The sequence below is a fragment of the Polymorphospora sp. NPDC051019 genome (assembly GCF_040683055.1).
GTDB classification, from domain to species: Bacteria; Actinomycetota; Actinomycetes; order Mycobacteriales; family Micromonosporaceae; genus Polymorphospora; species Polymorphospora lycopeni.
Window position 1 is genome coordinate 473,905 of record NZ_JBFBCH010000001.1, and the last position, 24,745, is coordinate 498,649.

The window sequence follows — 24,745 nt, forward strand, 5'->3', positions numbered from 1 at the left end:
CGCAGCGAGCGAACCATCAGGCACAGGCTCGAACACGGCGACGCCGAGCGCAGCGAGGTGGCACCGTGAGCGAGCGCAGCGAGCGAACCATCAGGCACAGGCTCGAACACGGCGACGCCGAGCGCAGCGAGGTGGCACCGTGAGCGAGCGCAGCGAGCGAACCATCAGGCGCGGGCTCGAACACGGCGACGCCGAGCGCAGCGAGGTGGCACCGTGAGCGAGCATGCGATCCGGGAGACGGTCTACACCGCGTCGGTGCGGGTCTCCGGTGGTCGGGGCGGGAGGGCGGAGTCGCTCACCGGCTCGTTCCGGGCGACGCTGACCCGGCCGGCGGAGCGTGGTCCGGACGCCCCGGGCACCGATCCGGAGGAGTTGTTCGCCGCCGGCTACGCGGCCTGCTTCGACAGCGCGCTCGCGGCGGTCGGCCGGCGGGAGCGGATCACGTTGGGGGCGACCGAGGTCACCGCCTCGGTGTCGCTGGGCACCACCGACGGCGGCGGGTACGCGATCGCCGTACTGCTGGAGGTGAGTGCTCCGTCGTGCCCCCGGGCGGACCTGGAGCGGGCGGTGGCCGCGGCGCACCTGCTGTGCCCGTACTCGAACGCCGTTCGCGGCAACACTCCGGTGACGATCCGGATCGATGGTCAGGACTGAGTACCTTCCGGGCCCGGCCACCGCCGTCGGCGGTGGCCGGGACGGGGGACGCGCGGCGTTGGTGACGGGGCTCGCCCTGATCTACACGCTGTGGGGTTCGACCTACCTGGGCAACCGGGTGGCGCTGGAGAGTCTGCCGCCGATGGTGATGACCGCGGGCCGGTTCCTGCTCGCCGCGGTGGTCCTGCTCCTGCTCTCCCGGCTGCGGCGGAACCCGGCGCGGCTCGTGCCGGGCCGGGCCGAGTTCGCGGGTGTGGCGGTGACCGGGATCCTGCTGATCGGGGCCGGCAGCACGCTGCTGGCGGTCGGCCAGCAGTACATCGACTCCGGGCTGGCATCGCTGGTGGTGGCCGCCGTGCCGCTGTGGGTGCTGGGGCTGCGGATCGGTTCGGGTGAGCGGCCGGCGGCGCTGGTGCTGGTCGGGGTGCTGGGCGGGGTGGCCGGGCTGGCCGTGCTGCTGGTCGCGCCGGGCACCGGGATCCACCTGGCCGGCACGTTGACGGTGCTGCTGGGCAGCGGGATCTGGGCGGTCGGCTCGTGGCTGTCGCAGCGGCTGGCGCAGCCGGCGGATCCGATGGTCGGCATCGCCTGGCAGATGCTGGTCGGCGGGCTGGCGGTGGCGCTGGTCGCCGTGCTCTCCGGTGAGCTGGGCCGGCTGCGGCCGGCCGAGGTGACCGGGCGGTCGTGGCTGGCGTGGGGCTATCTGCTGGTGGTCGGCACGGTCGTCGGGTACAGCGTCTACGCCTGGCTGCTGCGCAACGCGCCGCTGCAGCTCGTCGCGACGTACGCGTACGTCAATCCGGTCGTCGCGGTCGGGTTGGGGATGATGGTGCTCGATGAGCGGTTGACCGGCCGACAGGCGCTCGCCGGGGTGTTCGTACTCGCCTCGGTGGCCCTGGTCGTGGCGGTGGAACGTCCCCGGCCACGGTCGCCCTCGTCGCCCCCTCCACCGGCGGCACCCACCTAGGCTCCGGTTTGCCGGCCTGGCACACATCGGACAGACAGCGAGGATCTCGATGACCATCTCAACTGCCATCGACAGCGAGGACAGCCGTACCCGTTCCGGTCTGGGCCGGGCGCTCGCGGTGATCAACATGATCGCCGAGCGCTCGCCGCAGACGCTGGGCGTGTCGACGATCGCGCGTGAGCTGGAGCTGCCCAAGGCGGTGGCGCACCGGATCCTCAAGGAGCTGGTCGGCGACGGTTTCCTCGGCTTCGACGAGGAGACCAAGCAGTACCGGCTCGGCCCGGGGGCGCTGGCGGTGGGGTTGGCCGCGTTGCGGGCGTTGAACGTGCCGGACATCGCCCGGCGTTACATGGTGCGGCTGGTCCGGGCGACCGGGGAGACGGCGACGCTGTCGATGCGGCAGGGCTGGTCGCGGGTGTACGTCGACCAGGTGCTGTCGCCGCACGAGGTGCGGATGTCGGTGTCGCTGGGGACGAGTCATCCGCTGCACTCGGGTTCGTCGTCGAAGGCGATCCTGGCGGCCCTGCCGGACGCGGAGATCGAGGACTACCTCGACAACCACGGGCTGGAGCGGGTGACGCCGGCGACGATCACCTCGGTCACCCGGCTGCGCGAGGAGATCGTCCGGATCCGGGAGCAGGGTTTCGCGGTCAGTCTCGGTGAGCGGCAGTCCGGGGCGGGCAGTGTGGCGGCGGCGGTGCGGTATTCGACCGGCCAGGTGTTCGGTTCGTTGTCGCTGTGCGGGCCGCAGGACCGGTTCGATCCGCGGACGTGCGCGGCGCACGGGGCGCTGGTCGCGGAGGCCGCCGCCGAGATCTCGGCCGAAATCGGCTTCCGTACGGCGCCGCGGCAGGCCGGGGCCCGTGACGGGGCGGTTTCGGACCCGCAACCCCTGGTCCTTCGAACGTGAGCGTGTTTAGGATGACGACGATTCTGTTCAGCGGAATGGCGTTTCGCTCAGCCGAACAGACTGACCGTGTGGGAGGTACCCGTGGGTGACGGACCGCTCGAAGGACTCCGGGTTCTCGACATCTCGACGATCCTCGCCGGACCGCTCTGCTGCCAGATCCTCGGCGACTTCGGCGCCGACGTGGTCAAGGTCGAGCACCCGGTGGCCGGCGACAGCATGCGTGGGCACGGCAGCGCCAAGGACGGCCATCCACTGTGGTGGAAGGAGATCTCCCGCAACAAGCGGACGATCGGCCTCAACCTCTCGGCACCCGACGGCGCGGCGCTGCTGCTACGCCTGGCCGAGCGGGCCGACGTACTGGTGGAGAACTTCCGGCCGGGCACGCTGGAGCGCTGGGGCATCGGCCCGGCCGAGCTGCACCGGGTCAACCCGCGCCTGGTGATCGTGCGGATCACCGGATTCGGGCAGACCGGGCCGTACGCCGCCCGGGCCGGGTTCGGCACCCTGGCCGAGGCGATGAGCGGCTTCGCCCACCTGACCGGCGCGCCGGACGGGCCGCCGACCCTGCCGGCGTTCGGGCTGGCCGACAGCATCTGCGGGATCGCCGCCTCGTCGGCGGTGATGATGGCGCTGTGGCACCGCGACCGCCCCGGCGCCGGCGACACGACCGGCACCGGGCAGGTCATCGACATGAACCTGCTCGAACCGATCATGACCGCCGTCGGACCCGGCCCGACCGTCTACGACCAGCTCGGCGTCGTCGGCACCCGCAACGGCAACCGGTCGGTCAACAACGCGCCGCGCAACACCTACCGGACCAAGGACGGTGCCTGGGTCGCCATCTCGACCAGCGCGCAGACCATCGCCGAACGGGTGCTGCACCTGGTCGGCCACCCCGAGGTGATCGACGAACCGTGGTTCCGCACCGGCGCCGGGCGGGCCGCGCACGCCGACGAACTCGACGGGTACGTCGGCGCCTGGATCGGCGAGCGGACCCGCGACGAGGTCGCCGACGCCTTCGCCACCGCGGGCGCGGCCGTCGCGCCGGTCTACACCGCCAAGGACATCGTCGAGGACCCGCACGTCCAGGCCACCGAGATGATCACCACGGTGGACGATCCCGACCTCGGCCCGATGCGGATGCACAACGTCATGTGGCGGATGGCGCGGACGCCGGGCCGGATCAGGTTCACCGGCCGGGCGCCCGGCGCCGACACCGAAGCCCTGCTGGTCGACGAGCTCGGGTGTGACCCGTCCGAGATCGCCGACCTCCGCAGCCGTCAGATCGTCGCCTAGCGACGCGGACCCCCTGTCGCGACGCGGCGACAGCCGACCCACCGGTCGCGTGGCGACGGCGGCGATCCAGCCGTCGGCGACGCGACGTACAGAAACGCGAGGAACCGTGACCGCGACCAGCCACACCACCACGACCGACCGCCTGCTCGCCGCCGTCCAGGCCGGGGTCGAGGTCTACGACCTCGGCCGGCGGCTCTTCTTCGGCATGCCGCAGTCGCCGAACCATCCGGCGTTCCTGCTGACCCTGCCCCGCCGGCACGGCGACATGGTGCGCGCCGACGGCGGTTCCGCGGCCAACGACCTGCTCGTGATGGGCACCCACGTCGGCACGCACGTCGACGCGCTGGCCCACGTCTCGCAGGACGGCCGGCTGCACGGCGGCGCCGACGCGTCGGCGGCCGGGGCCGGCGGCCGGTACGTCGAACTCGGCGTACACACGATCGCGCCGATGGTCCGCCGGGGCGTGCTGCTGGACGTACCGGCCGCGCTCGGGCAGGAGTTCAGCCCGGCCGGGTACGAGGTCACCCCGGACGACCTCGACGCGACGGTGGCCCGCCAGGGCACGCCCGTCGGGGCCGGTGACGTGGTGCTGATCCGCACCGGGTGGGGCCGGCACTTCGACGATCCGGACCGGACCAGGTACGTCGGGCACGACTCCGGCGTACCCGGGGTCGGTGCGGACGGCGCCCGGTGGCTCGCCGACCGGCGGGTGCACGCCGCCGGCGCCGACACGATCGCCTTCGAGCGGCTCGCCCCCGGCGCCGGACACAGCGCGCTGCCGGCGCACCGGATCCTGCTGGTCGAGCACGGCATCTACCTGATCGAGGCGATGGACCTCGACGGGATCGCCGCCGCCGGGGTGCACGAGTTCACCTTCGTCATGGCGCCGCTGCCACTGTTCGGCGCCACCGGCTCGCCGGTCCGGCCGCTGGCGGTGGTCTCCCGTGGCTGAGACCCTGGCCCGAAGGCTCGCGGACTTCGCCGCCGGCACCGGCTACGACGCGCTGCCCGAGCCGGTCGTCGACAGCGTCCGCAAGCGGATCCTGGACATCCTCGGCCTGTGCGTCGCGGCCGGCCCGCTGCCGACCAGCCGGGCCGCGCTGGCGTACGTCGCCGAACAGGGCGGGCGCGGGCAGGCCCGGGTGATCGGGCTGGCCGAAGCGGTGCCGGCGCCGCTGGCCGCGTTCGGCAACGGGGTGTTGGCACACTCGCTCGACTACGACGACACCCATCTGCCGTCGGTGCTGCACCCGAGCGCGGCGGTGGTACCGGCCGCGCTGGCCGCCGCCGAACTGGCCGGGGCGTCCGGCCGGGACACCGTCGCGGCGGTCGCGGTCGGCCTGGAGGTCTGCGTACGCCTCGGCATGGCCGGCTACGACCTCAAGGCCGGCAACTCGGTCTTCTTCGAGCACGGGCAGCACGCCACCTCGATCTGCGGGGCGCTCGGCGGCGCGGTCGCCGCGGGCCGGCTGCTCGGGCTCTCCGCCGACGGCATCCTGGACTCGCTCGGCGTCGCCGCGTCGATGGCGTCCGGGCTGATCGAGGCGAACCGCACCGGCGGCACCGTCAAGCGCATCCACTGTGGATGGTCGGCGCACTCGGCGGTGAGCGCCGCGCTGCTGGCCCGGCACGGGATCACCGGCCCACCGACGGTGCTGGAGGGACGGTTCGGCTTCTTCGAGGCGTTCCTGCGCGGCGAGTACGACCCGGCGGCGGTCACCGACGGGCTCGGCACCGACTGGTCGGTGCCCGGGATCTTCTTCAAGCCGTACCCGGCGAACCACTTCACGCACGCGGCGATCGACGCCGCGACGGCGCTGCGCGCCCGGGGACTGGACGTCGACGACATCGAGTCGATCACGCTCGGCGCGCCGACCGCGGTGATCCGCACGATCGGACAGCCGATCGAGGTCAAGCGGGCGCCGGAGACCGGTTACCAGGCGCAGTTCAGCGGCCCGTACGCGGTCGTCGCCGGGCTGCTCGGCGGTGGCGGGCTGGGTGTGGGGCTCGGCGACTTCACCGACGAGCTGGCCCGGGATCCGCGCCGCCGGGCGTTGATGGCCCGGGTCGAGGTGGTACCCGACGAGCGGTGCGACGCCATCTTCCCGAACCAGTTCCCGGCCGTGCTGCGGGTCCGCACCCGCGACGGCGGGGAATGGGTCGAGGAGGTGCTGACCAACCGTGGCGGCCCGGACCGGCCGCTGTCCGACGCGGAACTGGCGACGAAGTTCCGGGACAACGTCGCGGGCCGGCTGCCCGCCGCGACCGTGGAACTGATCGAAGCGGAGGTCGCCCGGCTCGACCGGGCGGCCGGAATCGACGTACTGATGGCCCTGGCCGCGGGTCCGGTCATCGACCTTGAGGAGACACCATGACGGCGTTCGATCTGTTGCTGCGCAACGTACGGGTGGTCCGGCACGACAGCGCCGAACCCGAGCTGACCGACATCGGCGTGGTCGACGGCCGGATCGCGCGGATCGCGCCCGGGATCGATCCCGCCACCGCGACGTCGGTGGTGGACGGCGGCGGCAAACTCGCCTTCCCCGGCGTCGTCGACGCCCACCAGCACTGGGGGATCTACAACCCGCTGCCGGAGGACACCGCGTCGGAGAGCCGCGCCAGTGCGCAGGGCGGCGTGACGACCGCGCTGAACTACATGCGGACCGGCCAGTACTACCTCAACCGCGGCGGTGCGTACGCCGACTTCTTCCCCGAGGTGCTGGCGGCGGCGGAGGGCCGGTCGTACGTCGACTACGCCTTCCACCTCGCGCCGATGTCGCGCGAACACATCACCGAACTCCCCCACCTGGTCGAGTCCGGGGTCACCTCGTTCAAGATCTTCATGTTCTACGGCAGCCACGGCCTGCACGGCCGCTCCGCCGACCAGAACTCGTTCCTGATGATCCCCGACGGCGAGCGTTACGACTACGCCCACTTCGAGTTCGTCATGCGGGGCGTGCAGGCGGTCCGGGAACGGTTCCCCGACCTCGCCGACCAGATCTCGCTGTCGCTGCACTGCGAGACCGCCGAGATCATGAGCGCGTACACGAAGATGGTCGAGGAGGAGGGCACGCTGTCCGGGTTGGCCGCCTACCACGCCTCCCGGCCGCCGCACTCCGAAGGGCTGGCGGTGTCGATCGCCGCCTACCTGGCGCACGAGACCGGCCTGCCGAACATCAACCTGCTGCACCTGTCGTCGGCGAAGGCGGTCGACGCGGCGCTGCGGATGGCGAAGGCGTTCCCGCACATCGACTTCCGGCGGGAGGTCACCATCGGGCACCTGGTCGCCGACATCACCACCGCACACGGGCTCGGCGGCAAGGTCAACCCGCCGCTGCGGCCACGCGAGGACGTCGAGGCACTGTGGACACACGTACTCGACGGCGAGATCGACTGGGTGGTCAGCGACCACGCCTGCTGCCGCGACGAGCAGAAGTTCGGCGAGCCCCGGGACGACATCTTCGTGGCCAAGTCCGGCTTCGGCGGTGCCGAATACCTGCTGCCCGGCCTGCTCACCGAGGCGGCCCGGCGCGGCCTGTCGCACCAGCGGGTCGCGCAGTTGACGTCGTGGAACCCGGCGCGACGGTTCGGCCTGACCGCCAAGGGCGCGCTCGCCGAGGGCTACGACGCCGACCTCTGCCTGGTCGAGGAGGGCACCCCGTGGGTCGTCCGGGCCCAGGACTCCGAGTCGACGCAGGAGTACACCCCGTTCGAGGGCTTCAAGATGACCGCCCGGGTCACCGACACGTTCCTGCGCGGCCGGCAGGTGCTCGCCGCCGGCCGGGTGGTCGGTGAACCCACCGGCCGGTACGTCTCCCGGTCGGGCCGGTAGCCGCGGTGGACCCGGTCGCCCGCAGCTATCTCTACGTCCCGGCCGACCGGGAGAGGCTGCTCGCCAAGGCGCACGGCCGGGGGGCCGACGCCCTCATCCTCGACCTCGAGGACGCGGTCACCCCGGCGAACAAGGACACGGCCCGGGCTGCCGCCGCCGCGTACCTGGCGGCACCGCCCGACGGCCGGTTCTGGGTACGGATCAACAGCAACCGCGTCGAGCAGGACGTGGCCGCGGTGGCCGGCCCGGCGCTGACCGGGGTCTGGGTGCCGAAGGCGGAACCGGAACTGCTCGCCACCGTCGACGCGGCGCTGTCCGCGGCGGAGCGGCGGCTCGGCCTGGCCGACCGTACGTTCGGTGTGGTCGCCCTGATCGAGACCGCCCGGGGCGTGCTCCGGCTGGAGCAGATCACGTCGGCGCCCCGGGTGCTCCGGCTCGGGCTCGGCGAGGCGGACCTGGCCGGCGAGATCGGCGTCCAGCCGGGACCGGACGGGGCGGAGCTGGCCCCGATCCGGTCCCAGGTGGTCGTCGCGTCGGCCGCGGCCGGGATCACCGCCCCGGTCGGGCCGGTCGAGACGGTGCTGCGTGATCCGGACCGGCTGGCCGGCACCACCCGGGCGCTGCTGCGGCAGGGCTTCCGGGCCCGGACGGCCGTGCATCCCGATCAGCTCGCCACGATCAACGAGGTCTTCACCCCGTCGGCGGCCGAGGTCGCCGCGGCCCGCGAGGTGCTGGACGCGCTGGCCGCCGCGGAGCGGCAGGGAACCGGGATCGCCACCCAGGCCAGTGGCCAGATGCTGGACCGGGCCGTGGTCCGCGCGGCCAGCGAGGTGCTCCGCCGGGCCGTTCCGGACGGACCGGACCGGGGCTGACCGGCGCTGCCGGACGGCGTGGTCCTGCCGCACCATGATCCGCGTGATCAGGGAAATTCCGGCCCGACCCGCCGACGACACGCGCGGCGTACTCCCTGATCACGCGGATCTTCGCTCGCCGCGGTCAGGTCTTCGGCCGGGGTGGGGCGGCGGTGGGCGCCAGGTGGTGCGCGCACGGCAGCAGGACCTGCCGCTCGTGTTCCCCGGTCGGGTCGGCGAGCAGGCCGGCCAGCATGCGCACCGCGCGCCGGCCCATCGCGTTGCGCGGGACCCTGAGCGACGCCCACTGCCCGGGGCTGAACTCGCCGCCCTGGTCGTCGACGAGCAGCACGACGGAGACGTCGGCCGGGATGGTCAGACCGCGCAGGCCGGCCATCGCGGCGAGCACCCGCAGCAGGCCGACCGACTCGACCAGGATCGCGGTCGCCCCGCCGGCCAGGGCCGCGTCCAGCCACTGGGCGGTCAACTGGTCGGGTTGGACGAAGGCGGGGACGGGCACCGGCAGCCCGAAGCGGTCGAGCGTCGCCGAGAACCCGTCCCACCGGTCGACCTGCGGTTCGTGGCGGATCGCCTCGCCGAGGTAGGCGAAGCCGCGGTGGCCCATCGCCACCAGGTCGTCGACGATCCGGCCGGTCGCCGACCGGTAGTCGCCGCCGACGTAGCACAGGTCGACCTCGGGCACCTCGCGTCGTCCTATGTAGACGTACGGGTGGCCGTCCTGGGCGAGCTGCACCAGGTCGTCACGGTTGGCGTGGTGGCCGAGCAGTACGCTGCCGGCGGCCTGGCGCAGCGTGCTGACCCCGTCGCGATAGATCCGGCGTACGCCGTCCTCGTCGCGGGACGCGGTGAACAGCACGAGGTTGCAGCCCTCCAGGCCGGCCTGTTCCTCGATGCCCTGGAGGAACTCGAAGTAGTAGTCCCAGGCGCTGGTCGGGAAGATCGGTTCGAAGGTGTGCACGCCGAGCAGGTGGGGTGTGGCCCGACGTTCGGCGCCGTCACGCTGCTGCGGTGCGTTCGTCGGGTAGCGCAGCCGGCGGGCGGCACTGATCACCCGGCGCTGGGTCTCCGGCGAGATCCGGCTCAGGTCGCCGGAGCCGCGCAGCACCATGGACACAGTGGACTGCGACACGCCCGCCTCGCGGGCGATGTCGGCCTGACGCGAACCGTTCCCCCGTCGCTTCGTCACGCCCTTTTCCCCTCCGGTCATGCCGACGGTGGCCATGTCAACACCGCCCCGCCGCGCAGCAGAGCCTTGCGCAGGGTCTCATAGTCGACGTCCTGCACCGCGACCGATCCGGCCGCCGCCTGCGCCGCCGCGCAGCCGGCCGCCTCCCCCACCATCATGAACACCGGTTCCATCCGTACCGAGGCGAACGCGACGTGCGACGCCGACACCGCCCATGTGACGAGCAGATTGGCACACTCGCCCCGGCGCGGCACGATCGCCCGGTACGGCACCCCGAACGGGACGGTGACCGGGTGCTGCACGTTGCCCTCGTTGCGCGGCTGCCCGTCGACCAGGACCCGCTTGGCGTTGTGCGAGTCCATCACGTACGAGGCGAGGGCGAGCGGGTCGTGCGCGGCCGCCCGGCCGGCGGCGTCGTGCTGGGTGACGACGTAGTCGGCGACCATCCGGCGGGCCTCGCGCACGTAGAGCTGGTGCGGCCAGTGCGAGGTGCCCCGGAACTCGGCCGGTGCGAGCCCGTACTCCCGGGTGGCGGCGCGGATCTTGTCGGGCAGCCGGGGGTCGTTGGCCAGGAAGAACAGCAGGCCGGCCTGGTAGCGGACGTGGTCCTGGAAGATCTCCTCGCGGCGGGCGTGGTCGGCCTCCGGCCAGTCGTGGTTGGCACCGATGTGGTCGGAGGAGAACGCGCCGTGGTTGTTCATGTCGAACACGCCGGGGCGGACCTCGGTGGTACGGCCGAACAGTTCGTAGCCGCCGGCCTCGACGTAGCGGCGGAGCAGTTCGTAGCGGTCCGGGTCGTAGCCGTCGGGTTCGGGGAACGGCAGCCGCCGCGCCGACGTGGTGACGTGCAGCCGGAAGTTGTACGCCTGGACCCGCCGGTCGCCGTCGCCGACCTCGCCGTACGGATCGGGGCTGATGCCGGGCAGCAGGCCACTGGCGGGCCGGCCGGGCTCGACCCAGGGGTCGACGGTGAACTCGAACTGGTGGTTGACGCTGTGCTGGACACCGGCCAGCGGCTCACCGTAGGTGTCGCGGGACTCCCGCCCGACCATGTGCGACACCCCGGCCGCCGCCATCAGATCGCCCTCGTACGACGCGTCGACGTAGACCGGTGCCCGGTAGCGGTTGCCGTCGTCGGTGCGCAGTTCGACGATCCGGCCGGCCGCCAGGGTGACGTCGCTCAGGTGCTGGTGGTGGCGGACGGCGACACCGGCCTCGTCGAGCCAGCGGGCGAAGATCTCCTCGGCGACGTGCGCCTCGACACTCCAGTGTGGATCGGCGGCGTGGTAGGCGGCGGCGACGTCGGCGTAGAAGCGGCGGGCGAGGCCGCCGACGGTGTCGGGGCGGCCGACGTCGGTGGTGCCGAGCCCGGCGGCGCTCATCCCGCCCAGGTGGTCGTCGAAGGCGAGCAGCACCACGGAAAGGCCCTCGTGGGCGGCGCGGACGGCGGCGGTGACGCCGCCGGACGTCGCGCCGTAGACGACCAGGTCGGCGCGGACCGGCTCGGCGTGGTCGGCCACGACGGGCGGCGGGAGATGGTGGTGCAGCCCGGGCAGCGCTGGTGCTCGTCTCATGGATTCGGTTTCTAGCACGCCACGACGAAGTTGTGAATTGCTAATAGTTAGTAATACGTCGTTACCGCATCGTCACCAGAATTCCTGGCCAGACATGTCTTGACACCGGAATGACGATCAGATGTAACGTAGCCGCAATCGATCGCCGGCAAATCGACCGGCAAATATTAGCAACCGCCGTACGACCCGGCGCCCGGCCCACCCGGAGCAGCGGACGCGGCGGGCATCCCCGAAGTCGAGCCGAGGAGCGCAGGCGATGGGCAGCACACACGAACGGCAGACCGATCTTCTGGTGGTCGGCGGCGGACTCGGCGGCGTCGCCGCCGCGCTGACCGCCGCCAGGTTGGGTCTGCGGGTCGTGCTGACCGAGGAGACCGACTGGCTGGGCGGACAACTCACCGCCCAGGCCGTACCGTCCGACGAACACCCCTGGATCGAGTCCGGGCACACCTCGCCCGGATACCACGAACTGCGCACCCGGATCCGGGACTACTACCGGCGCAACTACCCGCTGCGGCCGGAAGCCCTCGACATCGCCACCCTCAACCCGGGCCTCGGCAACGTCAGCCGGCTCTGCCACGAGCCCCGGGTCGGCGTCGCCGTCATCGACGAGCTGCTGGCCGGCTACCGCTCCGCCGGCCGGATCACCGTCCTGCTCGAACACGTCCCGGTCGCCGCCGACACCGACGGCGACCGGATCACCGCGGTCACCCTGGAAAACCGCCGGGCCGGCACCCGGACCACGGTCACCGCGCCGTTCGTCGCCGACGCCACCGAACTCGGCGACCTGCTGGAACTCGCCGGCGTCGAGCACGTCGTCGGCGCCGAGTCGCAGGCCGAGACCGGCGAGCCGTACGCGTCCCCGGTCGCCGACCCGACCGACCAGCAGGCGATCACCTGGTGCTTCCCGCTGGAGTACCGGCCCGGTGAGGAACACGTCGTGGACCGGCCGGCGTCGTACGACCACTGGAAGACCCACGTCGACCCGTTCTGGCCCGGGCCGCAGCTGTCCTGGGAGAAGATCGACATCCACACCATGAAGGGCCGGACCAACCGCATCTTCGAGACCGACCTGGACGCGGTGCACGTACCCGACCTGTGGCACTTCCGGCGGATCCGGGCCCGCAGCCAGTTCGACCCGGCCCTGGTCGACACCGACATCACCCTGGTCAACTGGCCCAACGTCGACTACTGGGAGGCGCCGCTGGTCGGCGCCGGCATCGACGACGAAGCCCGGCGGACCGCGCTGCGCCGCTGCCGCGAACTGTCCCTGTCGTACCTGCACTGGATGCAGACCGAGGCGCCCCGGCCGGACGGCGGACACGGCTATCCCGGCCTGCGGCTACGGCCCGACCTCACCGGCACCGACGACGGCCTGGCCAAGTCCGCCTACATCCGGGAGTCCCGCCGGATCCGGGCCCGGTTCACGGTCCTGGAACAGCACGTGGCCGTCGTCGACCGCCCCGACGGCGAGGGCGCCGTGCAGTTCGCCGACTCGGTCGGCATCGGCCACTACAACATCGACCTGCACCCGAGCACCGCCGGCGTCAACTACGTCAACCTGGAGTGCTACCCGTTCCAGATCCCGCTCGGCGCGCTCGTGCCGGTCCGGGCCCGCAACCTGCTGCCCGCCAACAAGAACATCGGCACCACCCACATCACCAACGGCTGCTACCGGCTGCACCCGGTCGAGTGGAGCATCGGCGAGGCGATCGGCGCGCTGGCCGCGTACTGCGTCAGCGAACGGACCGAACCGCACGCCGTCGCCGACTCGGCGGAACGTACGGCCGACGTGCAGCGGCTGCTGACCGGCAAGCTCGGCATCCCGGTCGCCTGGCCCGACGACATCCGCCGCACCCGGCCGTCGCAGGCCGTGTCCGGCGCCACCCCGGTCCTCGCCAAGCCGCGCCAGCGCAGCGTCCCGACCATGACCCCGACCTCCTGACCCGCCGCATCGCCCCCGAAAGGACCTCGCGGACATGGCATCCCCCGAACCGACCGTCGACGACGGCTACGACGTCATCATCTACGGCGCCAGCCTCGCCGGGATCATGGCGGCGCTGCGCCTGCGGCTACGCGGCCTGAGCAGCCTGATCCTGGAGCCGACCGGCCACGTCGGCGGCATCGTCGCCGGCGGCCTGGTCAAGTCCGACACCCCCAACGTGCCCGAGGCGCTCGCCGGCCTCACCAAGACCCGGTTCTTCGACGGCATCGGAGCCGAGTACGGCCTCGACGGCCCCGAGTACCGGTTCGAGCCGAAGGTCGCCGAGAAGGTCGCCCGGCACCTGCTCGACGAGGCCAAGGCGACGGTGCTGCTGCACCAGCGGATCCACGGCCCCGACGACGTCGACGTCCAGGGCCGGCGGATCCGGGGCGTGCGGACCACGCAGGGCTGGCGTCGGGCCCGGTTCTTCGTCGACGCCTCGTACGAGGGCGACCTGATGGCCGCCGCCGGGGTGCCGTACACGTTCGGCCGCGAACCCCGCGCGAAGTACGACGAGCCGTTCGCCGGCTTCCAGCCGGTGCAGGCGTACCGCAAGCACGGCTTCACCCCGAACACCCTCTACCCGGTCCGGGACGTGCCGGCGATGGCGGCCGGCGAGGGCGACGACAAGACGCAGGCGTACAACTTCCGGGGCGTGCTGTCGACCAACGCCGACCGGATCCCGTTCCCGAAGCCGGACGACTACGACCCGGCCCGCTACACCTACCTGGGTCAACTGCTGCGGCAGCGGAACATCCCCGGCCTGTCGTCGATCGTCACCCACACCGCGCTGCTGCCGAACGGCAAATACCAGACCAACCAGGCGCTCTACTTCGGCTTCGACCTGCCCGGCGTCAACTGGGACTACCCGGACGGGAACTGGCGGCGCCGCGAGGAGATCATCGCCGAGCAGGTGGCCTGGCACCAGGGGCAGCTCTACTGGCTGGCCAACGATCCGTCGCTGCCGGAGTCGTTCCGGGCCGACGCGCGGACCTTCGGCCTGCCGTCGGACGAGTTCGTCGACAGCCCGTACGGGCAGGGCTTCCCGCACGCCCTCTACATCCGCGAGGCCCGCCGGATGGTCGGCGCGCACGTGCTCACCCAGCACGACCTGCTCAAGCCCGACAACACCAAGACGCACCCGGTCTGCTGCTGGAAGTACGGCATGGACAGCCACCTCGTCCAGTACTACCCCGAAGGCGACGACACGGTCGTCGGCGAGGGCACGCTCAGCGGCGACGAGACCAACCCACCGGTCGACCTCTACCAGATGCCGGCCGAGGTGCTCTTCCCCGCCCGCGGCGGGATCGAGAACATCACCGTCTCGATCTGCTTCTCGGCCAGCCACGTCGGCTACACCTCGCCCCGGATGGAACCGAACTACGGCATGCTCGGCGAGGCGTGCGGCGAACTCGCCGCCCAGTCGCTGTCGACCAACCGGCCGGTCCAGGAGTACGACTACCCGCAGCTGGCCGCCGCCCTGGTCGAGCACGGCGCCGTGCTGTCCCTGCCGGGGCTGGACTGACCGGCCATGCGCCCGCTGACCCTCGCCGTACCCGGCGAAGACCTGCCGGCGTTCCAGCCGGGACCGCTCAACGCGTCCACCGGCTGGCAGCCGCACCGGATCGAGCTGCCGTTCCGGGTCGGCGACCCGCCCGCCGCCGGCTACCTGCTGCGGCTGGAGTTCGCCGCCGGCCACGGACCCTGCCCCGACCTCGTGATCGAGGTCGACGGCGTGCACCGGGGGTTCTTCCACCCGGCGGTGCGCCGCGACGACCGGTCGGAGACGTACCGGCACGGACCGATCGCCGGCGACGTACTGCTGGAGGTGCCGCTGCCGGCCGACTGGCTGCCGGCGGGCGAGCACGTGATCGCGGTGACCACGACGGTCGACGCGGCGGCGGCGCTCGGCCCGGTCGAGCCGCCGGCCGGCGAGCGGCGCCGGCACCGGGAGCAGTTCGGCAACCACTTCGGCAGCGGCATCACCTGGCACCGGCTCACCCTCGACGAGGGTGCCGGGCCGGCGACAGCCGGCGTCGACCTCGTCCCGACCCCGCTCTACCTGGACCGTGACGGGAGCCTGCACGAACTGGTCGAGCTGACCGTGTCCGTGCCGGCCGGCACGCCGGCCTGGCCGAGGGCAGCCCGGGTCACCGTCGGCGACCACACGTACGACCTCGACCTGTGCCGCCCCGGCCGGGAGTTCGGGCAGGTACGGGTCAGGTTCGCGGTCCCCGCCTTCGACACCGCGACCGCGACGGTGGCCGTCGACGGCGGCCCGAAGCGGGTCGTCGAACTCGTCGCGGCCCGGCGGTGGACACTGCACCTGGTCCCGCACGTGCACCTCGACGTCGGCTACACCGACGTGCAGGGCAAGGTCCTCGAACTGCACAGCCGCAACCTGGACCGGGCGCTGGACGCGCTCGACCGCGACGCGGGCTTCGCGTTCTCGGTCGACGGGTCACTCGTCGTCGACCAGTACCTGGCGACCCGCTCGCCGGAACGGGCCGAACGGGTGCTCGCCGCGCTGCGTTCCGGCCGGCTGGCGATGAACGCGTTCCACAGCCTGTTCCTGTCCGGGGTCGCCTCGCTGGAAGAGGTCTACCGGGCGGCGTACCTGGCCGGCCGGCTGCGGGACCGGCACGGCGTGCCGGTGACGTACGCGAACCTGACCGACGTGCCGTCGTACAGCGCGGCGGTGCCGTCGATGTTGCGGGCGCTGGGCATCGACTCGTTCGTCGGCATCGAGAACCACCACCGGGGCGGCAACGCCGACAGCGACCGGCAGCACCTGGCCAGCCCGGTGCTGTGGGAGGGGGTCGACGGGTCGCGGGTGCTGACCCACTTCTCCGACACGTACTCGCAGCTGCGGTTCATGGTCGGCGACCCGCAGACGGTCGTCGGCGGCGCGCACTCCTTCGGCCGGCTGCTGGCCCGCTACGACCGGCCCGACTACCTGCCGGCGGACCTGGCGGTAATCGGCACGCACGCCGACAACGAGGACCTGGCCGACGGCGACGCCGGCTTCGCCGCCCGCTGGAACGCGGTGTACGCGTACCCGCGGCTACGGGTGTCCACGATGGAGGAATACCTCGCCACGGTCCGGCCGCTCGCCGACCGGCTGCCGGTGTGGCGCGGCGACGGCGGCAGCTACTGGGAGGACGGCGTCGGCACCGGCGCCACCGTCACCACCGAGCACCGCCGGGTGCAGGCCGAGCTGCCGGCCGCCGAGGCGCTGGCCGCCCTCGTCGGCCTGGTCGACCCGGCCTACCGGCCCAACCGGGCCGCGCTCGACGCCGCCTGGGAGGGGGCGCTGTTCGGCTGCGAGCACACCTGGACGTGGGCGCACGGCACCGCGCACCCGCACGGCCACCAGGTCGACGACCAGCTCGACTGGAAGCGGCACCAGGTGCACTCCGCGCACCGGGGCGCGCTGGACGAGGTCCGGCGGGCCATGAGCCAGCTCGGTGAACTCGTCACCACGACCGGGCCGACCCTGCTGGTACACAACCCGCTGGCCTGGGCCCGGGACATCGAGGTCGAGGTGGAGACGGTCCGGGCCGATCCGGTCGGACCGGACGGGAATCCGCTGCCGGCCGAGGTGCTGGCCGAGTGCAACGGGCTGCGGACGCTGCGGGTCACCGTGCCGGACGTACCCGGCTTCGGCTACCGGGCCCTGCCGATGGACGCGGCCCGCACGCTGACCCCGGGCGAGGAGGACGGCGCCCCGGCGACCGGCGCCGGACCGGCCGGCGCCGACGACTGGCGACCGGTCCCGCCGGCCCTGGTCACCGACCGGTGGGAGGTCACCCTCGACCGGGCCACCGGCGCGGTCCGCGGGCTACGGCACCGGGCGACCGGCCGGGACCTGCTCGACCCGGCACACGGCACGCTCGGCCAGGTGCTGTACGTCGTCGACGGCCCGGTGGCGCTGACCCGGGGGGACGGTCACGGTAACGAACATTCGCACCACAGCGGTCAGCCGCACCACCACGACCCGTACCCGCGCAGCACGCTGCTCGGCCGCCGCCCGGACCAGAACCGTCCACAGTTGACCGTCGTACCGGCGGCGATGCGACCGGTCGGGCTGCGCCGCACGTACGACGGCTGGCGGCTGCGGACCGTCGGCGACGCGCCGACCCTGCCCCGGATCGAGGTCGACATCCTGCTGCGCGACACCGACGACCGGGTCGACGTGCTCGTCGATGTCGACAAGGAGCCGGTGCTGGCCAAGGAGTCGGTGTACGTCGCCTTCCCGTTCGCCGCCGCCGAGCCGGTCTTCCGCTACGACCGCCAGCAGGGCTGGATCGACCCGGCGACCGACCACGCGCCAGGCGCCTGCCACGACTGGTTCACCACCGCGTACGGCGTCGTCGTGCAGGACCGGCCGGACGGTCCCGCCGTCGCCTGGACCTCGGCGGACGCCCCGCTGTTCACCGCCGGCGACATCTGGCGCGGCGACTGGCACGAGGAGTTCACCCCGGCCGGCGGCGCCGTCTTCTCCTGGGTGCTCAACAACTACTGGCCGACGAACACGCCGCCGGAACAGGACGGCCGGCTGACCCTGCGCTACGCGTTCACCCCGCTGCCGACCTTCGACCCGGTGGCGGCGGGCCGCTTCGGGCGGGAGGTGCGGGCCGCCGCCACCGTCTCCGAGGTGACCCGGCTCGACAAGTTCGACGTCGGACCGCGCCCGCTCGACCGGCCCGCCGCCCCCCTGCTCGACCTCGGGCTGCCGGAGTCGGTGCACGTCACCGTCGCCCCGGCCCGGTCCGGCGCCGGAATCCTCGTCCGGCTCCAGGACCTGTCCGGCCGGGACAGCCACTTCCCCCTGCGGCATCCGGCCGGACCCGGCGGCCGGGCCGAGCCCTGCCACGCCGACGAGCGCCCCGTCGCGGAACAGACCGCCGACGCCGCCGGCACCGTCCCGGTCACCCTCGGCGCCTGGCAGGTCGTGTCCCTGATCCTGCACCCCCACCACACACCGGAGAGTGACCACGATGCATAACAGTCTGAGCCGGCGCCGGTTCCTGACGATCGCCGGTGGTACGGCGGTCGCGGCGGCCGGGGCCGGCCTGCTTTCCGCCTGCGGCAGTTCGTCCACCCCGAGCACCCCGGACGGCGCCGGTAGCGCGGCGCTGCCCGACTACGTCCCGTCCGAACTGGTCCGCCCGGATCTGCCGCCGACCGCCGAGGGGGTGATGGCCGGCTACTACCAGTACCCGAGGCAACTGGTCGACGCGTTCGACAGCAAGCCCGGCGAAGGGCTCGGTGACGTCAGCATCCTCACCAACATGTTCAACCCGGTGCCGCCGGCCCTGGGAAGCAACCAGTTCTGGCAGGAGCTGAACAACCGGGTCGGGGCCAACCTCGGCATCACCATGACCCCGTCGGCCGACTACCTCAACAAGCTCTCCACCACCGTCGCCAGCGGCGACCTGCCCGACATCATGCTCATCTCGGCCCGGCTGGCCCGGCGTGCCGACGTACTCACCCGGCTCTGCGCCGACCTGTCGGAGCTGATCGGCGGCTCGAACGCCGCGAACTTCCCGTTCCTGGCCAACATCCCCCGCGACTCGTGGCTGTCGACCGCGTACGGCGGCGGCATCTACGCCATCCCGATCTCCCGGGCGATCGTCGGCACGATCATGTTCGCCCGGACCGACCTGATCGCCCAGCGCGGCCTGAACCCCGCCCCGGGCAGCTACGCCGAATTCGTCGCGCTGGCCCAGGGGCTGACCGACGCGCGAAACAACCGGTGGGCGTTCGGCAGCGCCAAGCAGGTCATCGCCTACGTCGGCAACATGCTGCGGGTGCCGAACGTCTGGCGGGAGGAGGGCGGCAAGTTCACCTCCGAGATGGAGACCCCGGAGCGCAGGGAGGCCGTCGCCCGGGTCGCCGAGATGTACAGGGCCGGGCTGTTCCACCCGGACGCGATCGGCGGCCGGCTACAACTGCGGGACCTGCTCGGCAACGGCACCATCGCGCTGAACGCCGAGGGGTACGCCGCCTGGGACATCCTGGCCGACACCCACAAGGTCCAGTTCGGCGGCATCCCCGCCCCCGGCTACGACGGCGGCACCCCCGTACACCGCTCCGGCACCCCGTCGTTCGCGCTGACCGCCTTCCGGAAGACCGACAAGGCGCGGCTGGAGAAGCTGCTGCGGATCTGCGACTGGCTGGCCGCCCCGCTCGGCACCAGCGAGTACATGTTCCGCAAGTTCGGCGTCGAGGGCCGGCACTGGAACTGGCAGGACGGCGTACCGGTCCGCACCGACGCCGGCAACGTCGAGGTCAAGCTGCCGCTGGAGTACGTCAGCGACTCCCCACACATCCTCGGCCCCACCGACCGGGCCCGGGTCGACGCGCAGCGGGCGTACCAGGAGAAGGTCATTCCGAACCTGCTCCGCAACCCGTCCGAGGGCCTCGTCTCGGAGACGTCGGTCGCGAAGTCCGGCGAACTCACGAAGATCATCGACACGGTCGAGCTGGACATCGTCTCCGGCCGCAAGCCGATCAGCGCCTGGGACGAGGCGGTCGCGCAGTGGAAGACGGCCGGCGGGGACCAGATCCGCGCCGAGTACGAGGCGGCCCTGGCCGAGCAGAAGTAGGGGGAGGCATGGCGTCACCCGCATCGGCCGGGAAACGCGCGTCCGGCTGGCAGCGCTTCAAGCGGGACCGTTTCCTGCTGCTGCTCGCGCTGCCCGGCGTCGCCCTGGTGCTGCTGTTCCAGTACGTGCCGATGCTCGGCAACGTCATCGCGTTCAAGGACTACCAGCCGTACCTGACGATCGCGGAGTCGCCGTGGGTCGGGTTCGCCAACTTCGAGGTCATCTTCAACGGTGACCCGGCGTTCCTCAACGCGCTCAAGAACACCCTGATCATCTCGTTCCTCCAGATCGCCGTGGTGTTCCCGATCCCGATCGCGCTCGCCCTGCTGCTCAACAGCCTGCTCAGCGAGAAGATCAAACGGGTCGTCCAGTCGATCCTCTACCTGCCGCACTTCATGTCCTGGGTCATCGTCGTCGCGCTGTTCCAGCACATGCTGGGCAACGCCGGCATCTACAACAACTGGGCCCGCCAGCACGACTTCCCGCAGTTGAACATCATCGGCGACCCCGACCTGTTCTTCGCCCTGATCACCTCGCAGGCGGTCTGGAAGGACGCCGGCTGGGGCACGATCATCTTCCTGGCCGCGATCTCCCGGGTGGACCTGGAACTGTTCGAGGCGGTCGCGGTCGACGGCGGCGGCCGGCTGCGCCAACTCTGGCACGTCACCCTGCCCGCGATCCGCTCGGTCGTCGTGCTGCTGCTCATCCTCAAGCTCGGCGACGTGCTCACCGTCGGCTTCGAACAGATCGTGCTGCAACAGAACCAGGTCGGCCTGGAGACCTCCGAAGTGCTCGACACGTACGTCTACAACTACGGCATCGTCGGCGGCAACTGGGGCGTGTCGGCCGCGGTGGGGCTGGTCAAGGGACTCGTCGGAGCGATCCTCGTGCTGGGCGCGAACAAGGTGGCGCACCTGTTCGGGGAGAGAGGGATCTACTCGAAATGGTGACCGACACCAAACCCCGCCCGAAGCGCTCCTCGCCGCTGCTGCCCGGGGTGGCCCGGCAGCGGCGCCGACGTACGGTCAACGGCGCCCCGGTCCCGAACGTCGCCGTCCGGGGCATCAAGGGCGTCCTGCTCTTCCTGTGCTGCGCGGTGGTGCTGCTCCCCTTCGTCGCCGTCGTCTCGACGTCGCTCGCCGACCAGGAGCAGATCACCGCCGCCGGCGGGTACGTGCTGTGGCCGACCGACCCGTCGTTCGACGCGTACGCGGCGATCTTCCGTGGTGGCGTGGTGACCCGGGCGACGCTGGTCTCGATCGGCATCACCCTGGTCGGCTCGGCACTGTCGGTCGCGGTCGTGGCGCTGCTGGCGTACTCGCTGTCGCGGCCCGGCACCTGGGGACACCGGCCGATCCTGATCATGGTGCTGCTGACCATGCTGTTCAACGCCGGGATGATCCCGAACTACCTGCTGATCAAGGAACTCGGGCTGATCGACTCGTACTGGGCGCTGATCCTGCCCGGTCTCACCTCCGCGTTCCAGGTCATCATCATGCGGGCCTTCTTCATGGAGGTCCCCAAGGAGATCGTCGACGCCGCCCGGATCGACGGCGCCAGCGAACTGCAGATCCTCACCCGCATCATGCTGCCGCTCTCCAAGGCGGTGATCGCGGTCATCGGCCTGTTCAACGCGGTCGCCTACTGGAGCGCGTTCTTCAACGCCGTGCTCTACATCAACTCCACCGAGAAGTGGCCGCTGCAACTGGTGCTGCGCACGTACGTCGTCGACAACACCCAGATCGGCACCGACCTGCCCGGCGAGGTCGTGCCACCGCAGCAGTCGCTGCAGATGGCGATCCTGGTCGTCTCGCTGATCCCGATCTGCATGGTCTACCCGTTCCTCCAACGGCACTTCGCCAAGGGCGTCGTCATCGGCGCCGTCAAGGGCTGACTCCCCCGTTCCGTCCGCCATCCCCCGCACCGTCCCCCATCCCCCGCACCGGCCGGCGCGGCGTCGCCGGCTGCCGTCGAACAGGAGCACCCCCATGGACGAGAGGACCACCGGCAACGCGCGCCGCCGTGCCCTGACCGCCATCGGCCTGGCCGGGCTGGCGGTGGCCGGCTCGCAGGCCGTCGCCACCGCCGCGCAGGCCCGCCCCGGCCGCCGGCTCACCCTCACCGGCACCACCGAGAGCGTCGCCGACCTGCGCGGCACCGTCGGCACCGCCGACGGCGACCAGATCCACCTGCTCGGCTACCACGCCGGCACACCCGGCGTCGGCGGCGGCGTCCTCTACTGGGACGCCGACGCGACCGAGGCCGACAACGGCGGCACCGTCTTCGCCGTCACCGGTGTGGCCACCGGCCGCTGGAAGCGCCCGTACGCGACCCGGATCGACCTGGCCTGGTTCGGGTGGACCGGCACCGGAACCGGAAACGACTCGCCGAAGGTGCAGGCCGCGGTCGGCGCGCTGCCGGCCGGCGGCACCATCGAGGCCGGCCCCGGCAAGGTACGCCTGGAGGACACCGTCCAGGTCGTCGGTGTGCCGATCGTCTTCGCCGGTGCCGGGGTCACCGACAACGACGAGTACTCCACCCAGTACGTCGTCGCGACCGGCGCCGACGACGGCTTCCACCTGTCCGGCGTACGCGGCGGCGGCCTGCGCGACCTCCAGGTGCGCGGCGCCGGCCTGACCGGCGGCAGCATCATCATGACCAGCCGCAACGGCACCGACGGCAACTACATGCTGACCTTCGCCAACGTCCGGTTCAAAGACGGGTACAACGGCATCACCCTGCGCGGCGCCAACACCGTACGGTTCGTCAACTGCGTCTGGAACGGCTTCAACGGCCAGCAGGTGATCCTGCTCAACGGCGTCAACAACGACTCCCGCGCCGACCCGGTCGAGTTCGTCCAATGTGGTATCGCCGCCGGCAGCGCCAACCGGCACACCGACAACCTCGTCATCGACGGCCTCGGCGGCTCCATCAAGTTCATCGCGACCGCGATCCTCTTCGGCCGGCACGGCATCTGGATGAAGAACACCCCGGGCGCCTCGATCCCCAAGTTCCTCTACTTCGAGGGCGGCGGCTTCGAGAACGGCCACGGCGTACCCGTCCTGCTGGAGGCCGGCGCCCAGGCCCAGTTCACCAACACCTACATCTCCGCCGACAACGAGGACGACAACGTCCGCATCGGCCCCGGCTTCACCGGCACCGCCACCTTCACCAACAGCGTCATCCGCGGCTGCGGCCGCAACGGCATCGACATCGCCTCGACCCGGATCACGGTCACCGGCTGCCTCATCGGCAACAACGGCCGGACCGCGCACCCGGCCTTCGCCCGTACGGTCACCGGCGCGGCCGCCAACGGCGCCGGCCGGGTACGGATCACCACCGGCGCCGCCCACGGCTGGGAGACCGGCGACCGGATCTCCATCCAGGGCGTCACCGGCACCACCGAGGCGAACGGGAAGTGGGTGATCGAGGTCGTCGACGAGGACACCTTCGACCTGCCCGCCGTCGCGTTCGCGAACGGCTACGCCGGCGGCGGCACCGGCTACCGCCACGGCGCCGGCATCAACATCCGGGACACCGCCAGCCGGGTCGTCATCGTCGGCAACGCCATCGGCGGTCTCGCCGACGGGATCAACCGCCAGGACCACGGCATCGTCAACGCGGCCGCCGACGTACTGATCAGCGACAACGACCTGAACGGCAACACCGTCGGCCCGTACCAGCTGACCGGCACCCCGACCGCGCAGACCCGGATCACCGGCAACAAGGGCGTCGAGCAGATCGACGGCTGGTTGACCGCCCGGGTGTCCGGTCCGGTGGCCGACGGCCTGTTCGACTTCGGCAATCTGCTCTACCTCGACTCGCAGCGGATCCGGGTGGTCCGGGTGACCCGCGTCGTGGGTTCCGGCACCTGCGACGTCCGGCTGGACGCCGACGGCGCGAGCGCCGGTGGCACCGCCGTCACGGCCACCACCGCCGTGCTGACCACCAGCCTCGTCACCCCGTTCACAGTCGACGGGGTCGGCGGTCCGCGCCGGCTCCGGGCCAGGGTGCTCGGCGCGTCGGGCGTGACCGACCTCGAGGTCCAGTTCGGCTACCAGTTGGTGAGCTGACCGTCGCCCCGCTGGTCGATCAGCGCCGCTCGACCAGCGGGTGCGTCCGCGCCCGGCCCGACTCGCCGAAGAGGACTGAGCCGCGCCACCACCCGAAGCCTGGTTGCTTCCGGTAGCGGGGCCGCCTACGGTGGCCTGATGCATCCGGCCGGGCGTCAGGTGGGCGGTGCCGTCAGCCTCTCGACGGCACGGCCAAACCCCGCGTGCCCGGCTGCCGCGCCCCGGCCGGTCGGGGCGCACGTCCGCACCCCGCGCGGCAACCGGGCCGTGATCCCCGCGCCAACCGGTCGTAGCCCTCCGGTGCCGCTCCTCACCCGACGAACGGCCACCAGGGCGAAGCTATCCAGCTTCGGCCCTTTTCTTTTTGAGGAGCGACCAATGAGTACCGACCTGCACGACGTCTCGGGCCGGGACTGGCTCGGCGACCTGCGAACCAACCTGACCGGCGAGTTCGAGGCACAGACGACCAGGCTCACCCAACTCACCGCCGACACCGGAGATCCGGCGCAGGAACCCACCCGGGCCGCGCTCATCGCCGCCACCCGGCAGAGCCTGGAGCAGATCAGCGCCGCGCTCGGCCGGATCGACGCCGGCACCTACGGCCGCTGTGTCCACTGTGGCAAGCAGATCCCGGCCGAGCGGTTGCAGATCCTGCCGCACGCCCGGTTCTGCGTGCCGTGCCAGGAGAAGCACGGCCGCGCCGGCTGACCCCGGTCCGGGCCGTCGCGTCGCGCGCCGCGGCACGACGGCCCGGATCAGCCCGCTCCATATCAGACCGGACGACGA

18 protein-coding genes are annotated in these 24,745 nt (G+C 72.0%); 16 read left to right on the forward strand and 2 right to left on the reverse strand.

The genetic code is table 11. The features are described 5' to 3' along the window. The first annotated feature begins 213 nt into the window (after nt 1–213). The 8 genes from AB0M79_RS02070 (at nt 214) to AB0M79_RS02105 (ending at nt 8,531) form a co-directional block, all read left to right on the forward strand. The gene (locus AB0M79_RS02070; RefSeq protein ID WP_364206882.1) at nt 214–654 is read left to right on the forward strand and encodes an Ohr family peroxiredoxin; all 441 of its coding nucleotides are present in this window, start codon (nt 214–216) and stop codon (nt 652–654) included. Further along, entirely contained in the window at nt 641–1,621 is a 981-nt protein-coding gene (locus tag AB0M79_RS02075; RefSeq protein ID WP_364206884.1) for an EamA family transporter, read from the forward strand. The genes AB0M79_RS02070 and AB0M79_RS02075 overlap by 14 nt, the downstream gene beginning before the upstream one ends. Before the next feature lie 49 nt (nt 1,622–1,670). After that, on the forward strand, nt 1,671–2,531 hold the full coding sequence (locus tag AB0M79_RS02080) for an IclR family transcriptional regulator (protein WP_364206886.1): 861 nt from the start codon (nt 1,671–1,673) through the stop codon (nt 2,529–2,531). A gap of 81 nt (nt 2,532–2,612) precedes the next feature. Further along, entirely contained in the window at nt 2,613–3,827 is a 1,215-nt protein-coding gene (locus AB0M79_RS02085; RefSeq protein WP_364206888.1) for a CoA transferase, read from the forward strand. 106 nt (nt 3,828–3,933) lie between these two features. Beyond that, entirely contained in the window at nt 3,934–4,779 is an 846-nt protein-coding gene (locus AB0M79_RS02090) for a cyclase family protein (protein ID WP_364206890.1), read from the forward strand. After that, entirely contained in the window at nt 4,772–6,202 is a 1,431-nt protein-coding gene (locus AB0M79_RS02095; protein WP_364206892.1) for an MmgE/PrpD family protein, read from the forward strand. Before AB0M79_RS02090 ends, AB0M79_RS02095 begins: the two co-directional genes overlap by 8 nt. Beyond that, nucleotides 6,199–7,659 carry a dihydroorotase family protein gene (locus AB0M79_RS02100; RefSeq protein WP_364206894.1) on the forward strand — a complete coding sequence of 487 codons (1,461 nt, stop codon included), beginning with the start codon at nt 6,199–6,201 and terminating at the stop codon, nt 7,657–7,659. The genes AB0M79_RS02095 and AB0M79_RS02100 overlap by 4 nt, the downstream gene beginning before the upstream one ends. 5 nt (nt 7,660–7,664) lie before the next feature. Next, the gene (locus AB0M79_RS02105) at nt 7,665–8,531 is read left to right on the forward strand and encodes a CoA ester lyase (RefSeq protein WP_364206896.1); all 867 of its coding nucleotides are present in this window, start codon (nt 7,665–7,667) and stop codon (nt 8,529–8,531) included. Nucleotides 8,532–8,655: 124 nt separating this feature from the next. Here AB0M79_RS02105 and AB0M79_RS02110 read toward each other — a convergent pair whose 3' ends face one another. Beyond that, nucleotides 8,656–9,717: a LacI family DNA-binding transcriptional regulator gene (locus AB0M79_RS02110; RefSeq protein WP_364206898.1), complete on the reverse strand. Its 1,062-nt coding sequence runs from the start codon at nt 9,715–9,717 to the stop codon at nt 8,656–8,658. Between the two features lie 17 nt (nt 9,718–9,734). After that, the gene (locus AB0M79_RS02115; protein WP_364206900.1) at nt 9,735–11,291 is read right to left on the reverse strand and encodes an FAD-dependent oxidoreductase; all 1,557 of its coding nucleotides are present in this window, start codon (nt 11,289–11,291) and stop codon (nt 9,735–9,737) included. A 256-nt stretch (nt 11,292–11,547) separates the two neighbouring features. On the opposite strand from AB0M79_RS02115, the gene AB0M79_RS02120 reads away from it, so the two are divergent. The 8 genes from AB0M79_RS02120 to AB0M79_RS02155 all read left to right on the forward strand — a co-directional run bounded on the left by AB0M79_RS02120 (nt 11,548) and on the right by AB0M79_RS02155 (nt 24,667). Further along, nucleotides 11,548–13,236 carry an FAD-dependent oxidoreductase gene (locus AB0M79_RS02120; RefSeq protein WP_364206902.1) on the forward strand — a complete coding sequence of 563 codons (1,689 nt, stop codon included), beginning with the start codon at nt 11,548–11,550 and terminating at the stop codon, nt 13,234–13,236. A gap of 34 nt (nt 13,237–13,270) precedes the next feature. Beyond that, nucleotides 13,271–14,800, forward strand: coding sequence for an FAD-dependent oxidoreductase (locus tag AB0M79_RS02125; RefSeq protein WP_364206904.1), 1,530 nt, complete (start codon nt 13,271–13,273; stop codon nt 14,798–14,800). A 6-nt stretch (nt 14,801–14,806) separates the two neighbouring features. Continuing rightward, nucleotides 14,807–18,283, forward strand: coding sequence for a hypothetical protein (locus tag AB0M79_RS02130; RefSeq protein ID WP_364206906.1), 3,477 nt, complete (start codon nt 14,807–14,809; stop codon nt 18,281–18,283). Further along, nucleotides 18,276–19,886 (forward strand): extracellular solute-binding protein, encoded by a 1,611-nt coding sequence (locus AB0M79_RS02135; RefSeq protein WP_364206908.1) that lies wholly within the window; start codon nt 18,276–18,278, stop codon nt 19,884–19,886. Before AB0M79_RS02130 ends, AB0M79_RS02135 begins: the two co-directional genes overlap by 8 nt. An 8-nt stretch (nt 19,887–19,894) precedes the next feature. Beyond that, a complete protein-coding gene (locus AB0M79_RS02140; RefSeq protein WP_364206910.1) occupies nt 19,895–20,836 on the forward strand; it encodes an ABC transporter permease subunit in 942 nt (313 codons plus the stop codon). Further along, nucleotides 20,833–21,780, forward strand: coding sequence for a carbohydrate ABC transporter permease (locus tag AB0M79_RS02145; RefSeq protein ID WP_364206912.1), 948 nt, complete (start codon nt 20,833–20,835; stop codon nt 21,778–21,780). The genes AB0M79_RS02140 and AB0M79_RS02145 overlap by 4 nt, the downstream gene beginning before the upstream one ends. A gap of 94 nt (nt 21,781–21,874) precedes the next feature. Next, nucleotides 21,875–23,959, forward strand: a complete 2,085-nt coding sequence (locus AB0M79_RS02150; RefSeq protein ID WP_364206914.1) for a hypothetical protein — start codon at nt 21,875–21,877, stop codon at nt 23,957–23,959. 378 nt (nt 23,960–24,337) lie between these two features. Further along, the gene (locus AB0M79_RS02155) at nt 24,338–24,667 is read left to right on the forward strand and encodes a TraR/DksA C4-type zinc finger protein (protein ID WP_364206916.1); all 330 of its coding nucleotides are present in this window, start codon (nt 24,338–24,340) and stop codon (nt 24,665–24,667) included. The last annotated feature ends 78 nt before the right edge of the window (nt 24,668–24,745 follow it).